At 74.7% G+C, this 12317-nt stretch carries 11 protein-coding genes; 8 read left to right on the top strand and 3 right to left on the bottom strand.

Annotation, left to right across the window (positions count from 1 at the left end; translation table 11 throughout):
• Positions 1–22 precede the first annotated feature (22 nt).
• Complete coding sequence (locus tag ACRYR9_RS08410) at positions 23–550, top strand: DUF421 domain-containing protein (protein ID WP_432494725.1); 528 nt, start codon at positions 23–25, stop codon at positions 548–550.
• A 6-nt stretch (positions 551–556) separates the two neighbouring features.
• Here ACRYR9_RS08410 and ACRYR9_RS08415 read toward each other — a convergent pair whose 3' ends face one another.
• The gene (locus ACRYR9_RS08415) at positions 557–949 is read right to left on the bottom strand and encodes a hypothetical protein (protein ID WP_432494727.1); all 393 of its coding nucleotides are present in this window, start codon (positions 947–949) and stop codon (positions 557–559) included.
• Positions 950–987: 38 nt separating this feature from the next.
• Here ACRYR9_RS08415 and ACRYR9_RS08420 point away from each other — a divergent pair, with 38 nt between their 5' ends.
• On the top strand, positions 988–1587 hold the full coding sequence (locus ACRYR9_RS08420; protein WP_432494729.1) for a PadR family transcriptional regulator: 600 nt from the start codon (positions 988–990) through the stop codon (positions 1585–1587).
• On the top strand, positions 1568–2218 hold the full coding sequence (locus ACRYR9_RS08425; protein ID WP_432494731.1) for a response regulator: 651 nt from the start codon (positions 1568–1570) through the stop codon (positions 2216–2218). The genes ACRYR9_RS08420 and ACRYR9_RS08425 overlap by 20 nt, the downstream gene beginning before the upstream one ends.
• A 13-nt stretch (positions 2219–2231) precedes the next feature.
• Here the strand turns inward: ACRYR9_RS08425 and ACRYR9_RS08430 are convergent, their stop codons facing one another.
• Together ACRYR9_RS08430 and ACRYR9_RS08435 are read right to left on the bottom strand one after the other, a co-directional pair.
• Positions 2232–3437 (bottom strand): sensor histidine kinase, encoded by a 1206-nt coding sequence (locus ACRYR9_RS08430; RefSeq protein ID WP_432494733.1) that lies wholly within the window; start codon positions 3435–3437, stop codon positions 2232–2234.
• A 76-nt stretch (positions 3438–3513) separates the two neighbouring features.
• The gene (locus ACRYR9_RS08435; RefSeq protein ID WP_432494735.1) at positions 3514–4362 is read right to left on the bottom strand and encodes an alpha/beta fold hydrolase; all 849 of its coding nucleotides are present in this window, start codon (positions 4360–4362) and stop codon (positions 3514–3516) included.
• A gap of 191 nt (positions 4363–4553) precedes the next feature.
• On the opposite strand from ACRYR9_RS08435, the gene ACRYR9_RS08440 reads away from it, so the two are divergent.
• From ACRYR9_RS08440 to ACRYR9_RS08460, 5 genes are all read left to right on the top strand, one after another.
• A complete protein-coding gene (locus ACRYR9_RS08440; protein WP_432494737.1) occupies positions 4554–5804 on the top strand; it encodes an ROK family transcriptional regulator in 1251 nt (416 codons plus the stop codon).
• A 73-nt stretch (positions 5805–5877) separates the two neighbouring features.
• Entirely contained in the window at positions 5878–7230 is a 1353-nt protein-coding gene (locus tag ACRYR9_RS08445; RefSeq protein ID WP_432494739.1) for an extracellular solute-binding protein, read from the top strand.
• Positions 7227–8159 (top strand): carbohydrate ABC transporter permease, encoded by a 933-nt coding sequence (locus ACRYR9_RS08450; RefSeq protein WP_432494753.1) that lies wholly within the window; start codon positions 7227–7229, stop codon positions 8157–8159. The genes ACRYR9_RS08445 and ACRYR9_RS08450 overlap by 4 nt, the downstream gene beginning before the upstream one ends.
• The gene (locus ACRYR9_RS08455; RefSeq protein WP_432494741.1) at positions 8159–9070 is read left to right on the top strand and encodes a carbohydrate ABC transporter permease; all 912 of its coding nucleotides are present in this window, start codon (positions 8159–8161) and stop codon (positions 9068–9070) included. The genes ACRYR9_RS08450 and ACRYR9_RS08455 overlap by 1 nt, the downstream gene beginning before the upstream one ends.
• A gap of 64 nt (positions 9071–9134) precedes the next feature.
• Positions 9135–12167 (top strand): alpha-mannosidase, encoded by a 3033-nt coding sequence (locus ACRYR9_RS08460; RefSeq protein ID WP_432494743.1) that lies wholly within the window; start codon positions 9135–9137, stop codon positions 12165–12167.
• Positions 12168–12317 lie beyond the last annotated feature (150 nt).

Consider the following 12317-nt stretch of genomic DNA (forward strand, 5'->3'; position numbering starts at 1 on the left):
TCACCGTGGCACGGTGGCGGGCATGGACGGTGTGACGCTCTGGTGGGACGGCTGGGCCCCGATCGTGCGGGCGCTGGTCGTCGGCACGCTCGGCTACGTCTGGATCGTGGGGATCCTGCGGATCAGCGGGCCCCGCAACATGGCGAAGATGACCCCGTTCGACTTCGTCCTGACGGTGACCCTGGGATCGGCCTTCGGCCGGGTGCTCACCTCGAGCGACACCTCGCTGGCCACGGCCCTGGTGGTCTTCACCCTGCTGGTGGTGCTGCAGTGGGTGATGGCGTTCCTGCGCCACCGCTCCGGTGCCGTGAACAGGCTGGTCGCGACGAGCCCGGTCCTGCTGTTCCACGACGGCGAGTTCGTGCGCGGGACGATGCGCCGGCACCGCTTCACCGAGGCCGACATCCACTCCGCCGCCCGCGAGAACGGCCTGGGATCGCTGCAGGGCGTGGCCGCCGTGGTGCTGCAGGCCGACGGGGAGTTCTCGGTGATCGAGAAGAGCTCGATGCGGGACGGGTCGTCGGTGGACCCGTTCGTCGTGCGGGACTGAGCACGGTCAGAGCCGTCTCGACCGCCACAGCAGCACGGTCAGCGTGGCGGCCACGGGCGTCCACAGCGCCCGCTCGACGGCCGAGGGTGAGGCGAGGTTCAGCGCCGCGCCCACGACCATCAGGCCGGCTGCGCCGGTGAGGACCCGGCGCCGCGCACGGTCGGGAACGACCCGCGAACCGGCCGTCGCGGCCAGCAGCGCGTAGGCGAGCGCGGAACCCGCGCTGGCCGCGCGCAGCCCGGGCGGCAGGACGCCGGGGTTCGTCCCGCCCCAGGCGGCGGCGCCCCACGGTGCGCCCGCGGCGAGCGCGACCTGGAACGCGGCCACGCCGCCGCACAGGGCGCAGGCGGCGACGGCCGACCGGCCGGGACGGGGGAGCGGAAGCGCGGCGGATGACATGTCTGGAAGATAGGGTATCTGTCAGATACCCTCAAGGGGTGGCGAGGACCTCGCAGACGCAGCTGGCCGTGCTCGGCGCCCTGTCGATCGAGCCCATGACGGGCTACCGACTGCGCGCCGAGATCGTGCAGACGCTCGGGCACTTCTGGCAGGAGAGCTTCGGGCAGGTCTACCCGGCGCTGGCAGCCCTGGAGGAGGAGGGGCTGCTCGAGCGCGAACCTGATGGGGATCAGCCGACCGGCCGCTCCGGCAACGTCTTCCACCTGACCGCGGCCGGCCGGGAGCGGCTGCGCGAACTCCTCGCCCAGCCCTTCTCCCAGCCCCCTCCGCGCGACCCGCTGCTGCTGCGCCTGTTCTTCGGCCACCACGTCGAGCCCGCGCTCGTGCGCACCTGGCTCACCGAGGCCCTGACCGGGGCGGAGCGGGCCTGTGAGCACTACGACGAGCTGCGCGCCGAGATCGAGCGGGAACCCGACTTCGCCACCCGCGGTGTGTTCCGCCTGCTGACCGTCTCGGCGGGCCGGCACGCCGCCCGGGCCCGTGCGGACTGGGCGCGCGAGGCGCTGGAACTGCTGGAGGGCGTCGTCACCGACGGGCGATCAGGGGCGGGGGGTCGGCGTGCGGATCGTCATCGCTGAGGACGACGCGCTGCTGCGCGAAGGGCTGGCGCTGCTGCTGCGCGCGGAGTCCCTCGACGTGGTGGCCACCACCGGCACCGCCGCGCAGTTCTCGGCGGCCGTCGACGAGCACCGGCCCGAGGTGGCCGTCGTCGACGTGCGCATGCCCCCCACCTTCACCGACGAGGGGATCCTCGCAGCCGTCGAGGCGCGGCGGCGCCACCCCGCCCTGGCGGTGCTGGTTCTGTCCGCCCACGTCGAGCAGACCTTCGCGACCGAGCTCCTGGCGGGCGGGGCGGGCGGGCTGGGGTACCTGCTCAAGGAGCGCGTCGGCCACGTCCGGGAGTTCCTCGACGCCCTGCAGCGCGTGGCGGCGGGAGGCACGGCCGTCGACCCCGAGGTCGTCGCCCAGCTGCTGACCCGCGTGCACGGCGACCGGGGCCTGGACCGGCTGACCCCGCGGGAACGGGAGGTGCTGGCCCTGATGGCGGAGGGGCTGGGCAACGGTGCGATCGCGCGGCGGCTGGTCGTCACCGAGGGGGCCGTCCACAAGCACGTCCGCGCCATCTTCGCCAAGCTGGACCTGGCACCCACCGACGACAGCGACCGGCGCGTCATCGCCGTGCTGCGCTACCTGGAGCGGCCGGGCTGAGCCCGGCGGCGCGTCACGCCCACGTGGGCAGGGTGACGTGGACCGTGGTGGGCCCCCCGGGCGGGCTGTGCAGCGACATCGTGCCGTCCAGGGCCTCGACGCGGCGCCGGACGCCGTCCAGCCCGGTGCCCGCACGCTCGTCGGCGCCCCCCGCGCCGTCGTCCTGGACCTCCACCACCAGCCGCCCCGCGTCGGCGCGCAGGTGCACCCGCACCCGCGTGGCGCGGCTGTGCTTGGCGGTGTTCGTCAGCGCCTCGGCCACGGTGAAGTAGGCCGCCGAGGCCACGGCGGCCGCCACTGCGGGCAGCGGTTCTTCCCGCACGCTGCACGGCACGGGGCTGTGCGCCGCCAGGCCGGCCACGGAACCGGCGAGCCCCCGGTCGGCCAGGGCCGGCGGGTAGATGCTGCGCACCACGCCCCGCAGCTCCGCCAGCGCCTCCTCGGCAGCGGTGCGCGCCGCCAGGACGACGGGCAGCGCGGCGGACGGGTCGCGCCCGAGCGCGCGCTCGGCGATGCCCAGGTGCATCGCCACGGCCACGACGCGGTTCTGGACGCCGTCGTGCAGGTCGCGCTCGATGCGCCGCAGCTCCGCGGCGTGGGCGTCGACGGCCGCGGCCCTGGTGGCGGTGACCTGCGCCAGCCGCTGGGCCAGCGCCGTGGGCGGCGGCGCCAGGCGGGCGGAGCTCAGGCGCAGGTACCCGCGCGCCAGGAGCGGGACGACGAGGAAGCCGGCGGCGGCGTACCCGGCGGCGATCAGGACCGTCAGCCCCGCCTGCCCCCACGAGGCCACCGGCGTGTTCAGCGTGGACACGGTGCCGGGGAGCAACGGCCACGCGGCGGCCAGGGCGAGGTTCTGCACGAGCCCGATCGGTGCGCTCAGGGCGGCGACCCCGGCCAGCGTGCCGACGGTGGCGTGCAGCACCAGCCAACCGAGGTCGCGGCGCACCGCGGGAACCGGCAGCGCGCCGGCGAGCGCGGCGTGCGCCGGCGGCGGGTGCCCCAGGTGGCGGCCGGTGCGCCGCCGCTCGAACTCGGCCAGCGCGCCGACCGCGCGCAGCAGGTGCGGCACCAGGGGCCAGGTGACGACCAGAGCCGCGCAGACGGCCAGCGCCACCAGCAGGGCACCGGCCGCCAGCGCGGTGCCGGTGCCGTCCACGAGGAACCGGAAGCCGCGCAGGTGCCCCTGCCAGCGGCCGGTCGCGGTCAGCGCGTCGTCCACGCCGGCATGGTCCCGGCCCCGTCGTGGCGTTGTCGAGCCACCGCGGCGGAGCACGGCGAGGACACCCGCGCGCCGCTCAGGCGGCCGGCGCCGGCTCGCCCAGGAATTCCAGCAGCGCCTCGGTGACCTCCTGGTGGTGGGTCCACAGCAGCCCGTGCGGAGCGCCCTCGACCTCCACGTACGTCGCCGAGGGCAGCTGCCGCAGCGTCTGGCGGGCGGTGGCGTCGATCGGCAGGATCCGGTCCTCCGTGCCGTGCAGGACCAGCAGCGGAACGTCGAACTTCAGCAGGTCCTCGCGGAAGTCGGTGAGCCACGTCGGCACGCACGCTGAGGCGGCGTGCGGCGAGGAGGCGACGGCCACCGCCCGGCTGGCGTCCACCGCGGCCTGGCTGATCCGCTCGCCCAGCGTCCGGTCGAGGTTGTAGAAGTCCGCGAGGAAGGCCTCGAAGTACGCGTACCGGTCAGCGGTCACGGCGTCCAGGACGCCCTCGAAGACCGTCCCGTCCACCCCGGTGGGGTTGTCGTCGGTCTTCAGCAGGAAGGGCTGCAGCGAGGCCAGCAGCGCGACCTTCGCGACCCGCTCGGAGCCGTACCGCCCCAGGTAGCGCGTCACCTCGCCGGAACCCATGGAGAAACCCACGAGCACGACGTCGCGCAGGTCGAGGGCGGTCAGCAGTGCGTCCAGGTCGGCGGCGAAGGTGTCGTAGTCGTAACCGGTGGTGGGGCGGCTGGAGCGGCCGAAACCGCGCCGGTCGTAGGTGATGACCCGGTAGCCGGCCCGCAGCAGCGCCGGCTGCTGCTTCTCCCACGAGTCCCCGTCCAGGGGGTAGCCGTGGATGAGCACGACGGGCTGGCCGGTGCCGTGGTCCTCGTAGTGCAGCTCGACCGGGGCGCTGTTCTCGGTGCCGACGGTGGTGGTGGGCACGGGCGTGGTTCCTCTCGTCGATGGTCCCGCGGAGCTCGGCGTCCGCGGTGCCACAGACGCTAGGCAGGGCCGAGGGGGCGGTCGATGGCGCTGGCTCCCGCACCGGGGGTACAGCCTGCTGCACCTGGCGGCGCTGCCCGCCCGCCGTGCGGGCTCGCTCGGCCGGCCGCCGGCCGTGGCACCCTGACGCGGTGGCAGCACCTCCCCGTCCCGCCGCGGTGCGCCGCGGATCGAACCTGCCCCGCGTCGGGGACTACAACCGGGTCGTCGTCCTGGACGCCGTGCGCCGGCACGCCGAGGGCCTCAGCCGCGTGGAGCTGGCCGCCCTGACGGGCCTGTCGGCGCAGACGGTCTCCAACATCTGCCGGCACCTGCTGGAGCAGGGGCTCGTCGTGGAGGCCGGCAAGCAGGGCGGGGGGCCGGGCAAGCCCCGCACGATGCTGCAGCTGGCGCCCTCGGGCCGCTACGCCGTCGGGGTGCACCTGGACCCGGTCGTGGTGACCACCGTGGTGCTGGACCTGCGCGGCGGGGTCGTCGCCCGCTCCGACGCCCCGCTGGCGCCGGAGGCCCCGCCGGAGGAGACGCTGGCGCTGGTCGCGGCGGAGGTCGCGGCCACCGTGGCGGCCTCCGGGGTGCCGGCCGAGCGCCTCGCGGGTCTGGGCGTCGCGGTGCCCGGCCCCGTCGACGGGCCGGCAGGGGACGTGGTGGGCGCCCCGAACCTGCCCGGGTGGGCGCGCGTGCCGGTGCGCCGCGCCCTGGCCGAGGCCACCGGGCTGCCCGTGCTGCTCGACAAGGACGTCGTCGCCGCCGCCGTCGCCGAGATGTGGGCCGGCGGCGCGGGGCCGACGGGCAGCTTCGCGTTCTTCTACCTCGGCACCGGGATCGGCACCGGGCTGGTGCTGCGCGGGGAGGTGCTGCGCGGGTCCTCGGGCAACGCCGGCGAGGTCGGGCACCTGGCCGCGGACGGCGTGGGACCGGTGTGCGAGTGCGGGCAGCGCGGCTGCCTGGGCGAGCGAAACGCGACGCGCTCGCTGGTGCTGCAGGCGCAGGCGGCCGGGCTGGGGCCGTGGCCGCTGGACGGCGAGCTCGGCGTCGACCGGGCGCTGGGGGAGGTGTGCCGGCTCGCCGACGAGGGGGTGCCCGCGGCCGTCGCGGTCGTCGACGCCGCGGCCGCCCGCGTGGCGCGCGCGGTCTCGGGGGTGCAGAACCTCCTGGACCTGGACCTCGTCGTCTTCGGCGGGCCGCTGTGGCCGCGGCTGGAACGGCGCTTCCTGGAGGTGGTGCCCCCGTTGGTGCGGGCGCGGGAGGTGGCGGCACCGCTGCACGCTGTGCAGCTGCGGGGCACCCGGGTGGGGCGCGACGTGGCCGCCGTGGGCGCCGCCTGCCTGGTGCTGGACGACGCGTTCAGCCCTCGTTCCTCGGTGTTGCTCGTCAGCTCTTGACGAGAGCAAGTCCAATTGATTTACATACTCCGTGACGGGTCGACGGCGACCCCGTGGCACGTGGAGGAGCACCATGGCGCGCAGACGGCACTTCCTCGCGACGGCCGCGGCCGCGACCCTCGCACTGACGGCGTGCGGGGGAGCGAGCAGCGGCGGTGACGACGACGGCACCATCCGGGTCGCCTACCAGCGGACGGCCCAGTTCACCCAGCTCGAGGACGTCCTCGAGAAGGCCAAGACCGAGTACGAGGCGGCGAACGAGGGCAGGACCGTCGAACTGGTCCCCATCGAGGCCGAGCAGGACCAGTACTTCACCAAGCTGGCCCTGATGAACCGCTCGCCGTCCACAGCGCCCGACGTCATCTACGAGGACAGCTTCCAGGTCCGCTCCGACGCCGCCGCCGGTTACCTGGCGCCCGTCGACGACATGCTCGCCGAGTGGGAGGACTGGCCGCAGTTCGACGAGACCGCCAAGCAGGCGGGCCTCGGCGACGACGGCAAGACCTACGGGGTCTCCATGGGCACCGACACCCGCGGCATCTACTTCAACGAGCAGATCTTCGCGCAGGCCGGGCTGCCCACCGACTGGCAGCCCACCACTTGGGACGACGTGCTGACCGCCGCCCGCACCGTGAAGGAGCGCGTGCCCGGCGTCATCCCCCTGAACGTCTACGCCGGCCGCGCCGCGGGCGAGGCGACGTCCATGCAGGGGTTCGAGATGCTGCTGTACGGCACCGGTGACGAGCTCTACGACGCCGACACCCAGAAGTGGATCACCGGGTCCCAGGGGTTCCGCGACGCTCTCGGCTTCTACGACACCGTGTACTCCGAGGGCCTGGGACCGGACGCCTCCCTCATGCTCGACGCGGCCCTCGGCGCGCGCATCAGCACCGAACTGCTCCCGCAGGGGGAGCTGGCCATGGCGATCGACGGTTCCTGGCTCCCCGGCGCCTGGATCTCCGGGGAGAACGAGTGGCCGGAGTGGGAGCAGACGATGGGCATCGCCGCCATGCCCACGCAGAACGGCCAGGACCCCGGCCGCACCTCGATGTCCGGCGGCTGGCTCCTGTCGGTCGGCTCGACGGCCGCCGACCCCCAGGCCGCGTTCGACTTCATCACGGTCGCGCTGAACCGCGAGAACGCCCTGAAGTACGACACCGAGAACAGCCAGATCGCGGTGCGCAAGGACGTCGCCCAGGACCCGGAGTACCTGGCGTACAACCCGTCCTTCGAGTTCTTCTCCTCGCTCGTCCCGGTGACGAACTTCCGCCCCGCCACCCCGGACTACTCGCAGATCTCCGCGAACATCCAGGTGGCCGCCGAGGCCGTCGCCACGGGCAGCCAGAGCCCGGAGGAGGCCGCCCAGGCCTACGACGAGGGGCTCGTCGGCATCGTCGGCGAGGACCGCACCCAGGCCGCGAGCTGACCGTGACGACCGCCGTCACCACCCACGGCCCGCGCCGGGCGGAGCGGACCCCCGCCCGGCGCGGGTCCGGCACGATCGTCAAGCTGGCGCCCCTGCTGCCGGCCTGCGCGCTCATGCTGGTGTTCCTCGCCGGGCCCATCGCCTACGCGCTGTACGGCTCGCTGACGAACACCGCCCTCAGCGGCTACCGCGCTGCGGACCCGCAGTTCGTCGGCCTGGACAACTACGCGCAGCTCCTGTCCAGCGGGGAGTTCTGGCAGTCCGCGTGGCTGACGCTGTTCTTCGTGATCGCCTCCGCGGTGGTCGGCCAGAACGTCCTCGGCATGGCCGTCGCCCTGCTGCTGCGCGTCGCCCTCGGCCCGCTGCGCTCGTTCGTCAGCGCCCTCGTGGTGACCGCGTGGGTGCTGCCGGAGATCGTCGCCGCTTTCGCGCTGTACGCGTTCTTCTCCACCGACGGCACCCTCAACGCCGTCCTGGGGGCGGTCGGCGCCGGGGACACCGCCTGGCTGGTCACGTTCCCGATGATGGCCGTCGTCCTGGCCAACGTCTGGCGCGGCACCGCCTTCTCGATGATGGTCTACGGCGCGGCGCTGTCGGAGGTCCCGCCCGACGTCACCGAGGCGGCGTCCCTGGACGGCGCCAGCGGCGCCCAGCGCTTCTTCCGCATCACCCTGCCGATGATCCGCCGGTCGATCTCCACGAACCTCATGCTCACCACCCTGCAGACCCTCGGGGTCTTCACCCTCATCTGGGTCATGACCGGGGGAGGCCCCGGCACGCAGAGCTCCACGCTGCCGGTGCTCGCCTTCCAGGAGGCGTTCAAGTTCGCCCAGGTCGGCTACGGCACCGCCATCGCCGTCGTCACCCTGGTCGTCGGCGCCGTGTTCGCCGCCGTGTACGTCCGAGTGCTCAAGCCGGAGGTGGACTGATGGCCGGTGCGGGAGCGACCACCCGGCCCGACGCGGTGCTCGCGGTGCCACCGGCGGCGCCGGTGCGCCCCGGCCTGCACGTCACCTCGCCGCAGCGGCGGGGAGCGAGCATCGCCGCGAACCTCGCCCTGCTCCTCGTGGGCGTCGTCTTCCTGGTGCCGCTGGCCTGGATCGTGCTGGCCTCGGTGGACCCCGACGCCACCGTGTCGGTGTCCCTGCCGGGCGCTCCCACGCTGGAGAACTTCCGAGACGTCCTGACGTACGAGCTGACGCTGCTGCCGCTGCGGAACTCCCTGGTCGTCTCCGGTGGCGCGGCGCTCGTCACGGTCGCCGTGGCGACCCTGGCGGCCTACCCGCTGTCGCGCTACCGCATGCGCTTCAACCGCTCGTTCCTCTACGCCATCCTCTTCGGCAGCTGCCTGCCCATCACGGCGATCATGGTGCCGGTGTACGCGCTGTTCGTCGCGCTGGGGCTGCTGGACTCGCTGACCGGCACCGTCCTCTTCCTCGCCGCCACCTCGCTGCCGATGGCGGTGTGGATGCTGAAGAACTTCATGGACAGCGTGCCCGTGTCGCTGGAGGAGGCGGCCTGGGTGGACGGGGCCAGCGCCATGACCGCGCTGCGCCGCATCGTCGTGCCGCTCATGCGCCCGGGGATCGCCGTGGTGTTCATCTTCGTGTTCACCCAGGCGTGGGGGAACTTCTTCGTCCCGTTCGTGCTGCTGCTCGACCCCGCCCGCCAGCCCGCCGCCGTGTCGATCTACACGTTCTTCGGCACCAACGGCGCTGTCGCCTACGGTCAGCTCGCCGCGTTCTCCCTCCTCTACGCCACGCCCGTGCTGGTCCTGTACCTCGTCGTCCAGCGCCTCGCCGGCGGCTCGTTCGCCCTGGCGGGCTCCGTCAAGGGCTGACACGCTCGAACGGCCGCCCCGCCGCCCCGATCGCCCCACCCCCGAACCGCCCAGGAGCCGCCCCGTGCACGTCAACCCCGCCCTCGTCGAGATGCGCGTCGAGCGCTTCGTGCGCGAGCGCCTCGAGCCCGCCACGTACCGGCGGCGCGTCCCGCTGCAGGTCGCGGCCTGGGTGGCGCCGGGTGAGCCCGTGCCGTTCGCCGAGGCGGCGGCCGCGGCGTACGAGCCGTTCGCGGTGGGCACCGCGTGGGGGCGGCCCTGGGGCACCACGTGGTTCCGGCTGACCGGTCGCGCCCCGGAGGGCTTCGGCGGTGCCGGCACCCGCGCCGAGGTCGTCGTGGACCTCGGCTACTCCGACGTGCAGCCGGGGTTCCAGGCCGAGGCGACTGCGTACCGCCCGGACGGCACGGTCCTCAAGGGCCTGCACCCGCGCAACCGGTACCTGCCGCTGGCCGCGGTGACGGGCCCGGACGGTGCGGTGGAGGTCCTGCTGGAGGCCTCCTCGAACCCGGACGTCTCCGGCGACGGCGTGTTCGCCACCCCCACCCGGCTGGGCGACCCCGCCACGGCGGGCACGGACCCGCTGTACCGGTTCGCGGGAGCGGACCTCGCCGAGCTCGACGTGCAGGTGTGGGAGCTGCAGCAGGACGTCTGGACGCTGCGCGGGCTGCTGGCCCAGCTGCCGGAGTCCTCGACGCGCCGAGCCGAGGTGCTGCGCGCCCTGGACGACGCGGTCGACGCCGTCGACCCGTGGGACGTGGCCGGCACCGCGCCCGCCGGCCGCGCCGCGCTGGCCGGCGTGCTGGCACAGCCCGCGTCGGCCAGCGCGCACCGCGTCACCGCCGTCGGGCACGCCCACATCGACTCCGCGTGGCTGTGGCCGACGCGGGAGACGGCGCGCAAGTGCGCGCGCACGTTCTCCAACGTGCTGGCGCTGATGGACGAGGACCCGGACCTGGTGTTCGCCTGCTCCTCGGCCCAGCAGTACGCGTGGGTCCGCGACGCCCAGCCGGAGCTGTTCGAGCGGATCAAGAAGCGCGTCGCCGAGGGCCGCTTCGTGCCCGTGGGCGGCATGTGGGTCGAGTCCGACACCAACATGCCCGGCGGGGAGGCGCTGGCCCGCCAGTTCGTCGTGGGCAAGCGGTTCTTCGCCGAGGAGCTCGGCGTCGAGCCGCTGGACGTGTGGCTGCCGGACTCCTTCGGGTACACCGCCGCCCTGCCGCAGATCGCCGTGGCCGCCGGCGCCCGCTGGTTCCTCACCCAGAAGCCGTCGTGGAACGAGGTGAACCGGATGCCGCACCACACGTTCGCGTGGGAGGGCGTCGACGGCACCCGCATCTTCACCCACTTCCCGCCCGCGGACACCTACAACTCCGACCTGGGCGGGGAGGACCTGGCCCGCGCCGAGCGGCAGTTCGCCGAGAAGGGCCGGGCGCGCCGCTCGCTGCTGCCCTTCGGGTACGGCGACGGCGGTGGCGGCCCCACCCGCGAGATGCTCGCCGCCGCGGCGCGCACCCGCTCGCTGGAGGGCTCACCCGTCGTGGAGCTCGCCGGCCCGCACGACTTCTTCCGGCAGGCGCAGGCGGAGTACCCCGACCCGCCGGTGTGGAGCGGGGAGATCTACCTGGAGTTCCACCGCGGCACCTACACCTCCCAGGCGCGCACCAAGCGCGGCAACCGGCGCAGCGAGCACCTGCTGCGCGAGGCCGAGCTGTGGGCCGCTGCCGCCGCGGTGCAGCGCGGTGCGGACTACCCGCACGAGGCGCTGGAACGGCTGTGGCAGACCGTGCTCCTGCAGCAGTTCCACGACATCCTGCCGGGGTCGTCCATCGCGTGGGTGCACCGGGAGGCCGAGGCCCGCTACGCCGAGGTGGCCGCGGAGCTGGAGGAGCTCATCGGTGCGTCCCTGGGCGCGCTGGCGGGCGACGGTGGGCAGGTGGTCGCGTTCAACGCCTCACCCTTCGCGCGCCGGGGCGTCGCCGCCCTGGGGGCCGGTGCGCCGCAGCCGGGCGCCGGTGCTCGTGCGTCGGCGTCCGCGGGCGGCTTCGTCCTGGAGAACGGCCGCGTCCGCGTCGTCGTGGACGGCGACGGGCTGCTGTCCTCGGTGCTGGACCTGACCGCCGGGCGGGAGGTCCTGGCTCCGGGCGCCCGCGGCGGCCTGCTGCAGCTGCACCGCGACACCCCCACGCAGTGGGACGCCTGGGACGTCGACGAGCACTACCGCCGGCACACCACCGACCTCACCGCCGCGGAGTCCGTGGAACTGGTGGAGGACACCCCGCAGCGCGTCGCGGTGCGCGTCGTGCGGCGCTTCGGGGACTCGCGCGTGGAGCAGGTGCTCTCCCTCGCGGCGGGCTCCGCGGCCGTCGAGCTGTCCTTCGACGTCGACTGGCACGAGCGGCAGAAGCTCCTCAAGCTCGCCTTCCCGCTCGACGTGCACGCCGACCGCGCCGCCTCCGAGATCCAGTTCGGGCACGTCCTGCGCCCCACCCACGCGAACACCTCCTGGGACGCCGCGCGGTTCGAGACGTGCGCGCACCGGTGGGTGCACGTGGGGGAGAGCGGGTACGGCGTGGCCGTCGCGAACGACTCCACCTACGGGCACGACACCGGCCGCGCCACCCGTCCCGACGGGGGCACCACCACGACCGTGCGCCTGTCGCTGCTGCGTGCTCCGCTGTTCCCCGACCCGGACGCCGACCAGGGCCGGCACGTCCTGCGCACCTCGCTGCTCGCGGGTGCGCAGATCCCCGACGCGGTGCGCGAGGGGTACCGGCTGAACCTGCCGCTGCGCGAGGTGCGCGGTGCCGGGCCGGTCGAGCCGCTGCTCGCGGTGGAGGGGGAGGGGGTGGTCGTCGAGGCGGTCAAGCTCGCCGAGGACCGCAGCGGCGACGTCGTCGTCCGGCTCTACGAGGCCCACGGCGGGCGCGCCCGCGCGCTGGTCCGCCCCTCGTTCGCCGTCGCGTCGGTGACCGAGACCGACCTGCTGGAGCGGGACGTGGACGCACCGCGCGCCCTGCGCGAGGTGCGCGACGGCGCCGCGCTCGTCGAGCTGCGCCCCTTCCAGATCGCCACCCTGCGCTGGCGCCGCCCCTGACCTCACCCCACCGCGCCACCCCACCGTCCCCTCGCGGGGGGGGGGGGGGGGGGGGGGGGGGGGGGGGGGGGGGGGGGGGGGGGGGGGGGGGGGGGGGGGGGGGGGGGGGGGGGGGGGGGGGGGGGGGGCGGGGCCGGCGGGGGGGGGGGG

Source organism: Kineococcus auxinigenes (genome assembly GCF_050871525.1).
In the GTDB taxonomy this organism is placed as follows: domain Bacteria; phylum Actinomycetota; class Actinomycetes; order Actinomycetales; family Kineococcaceae; genus Kineococcus.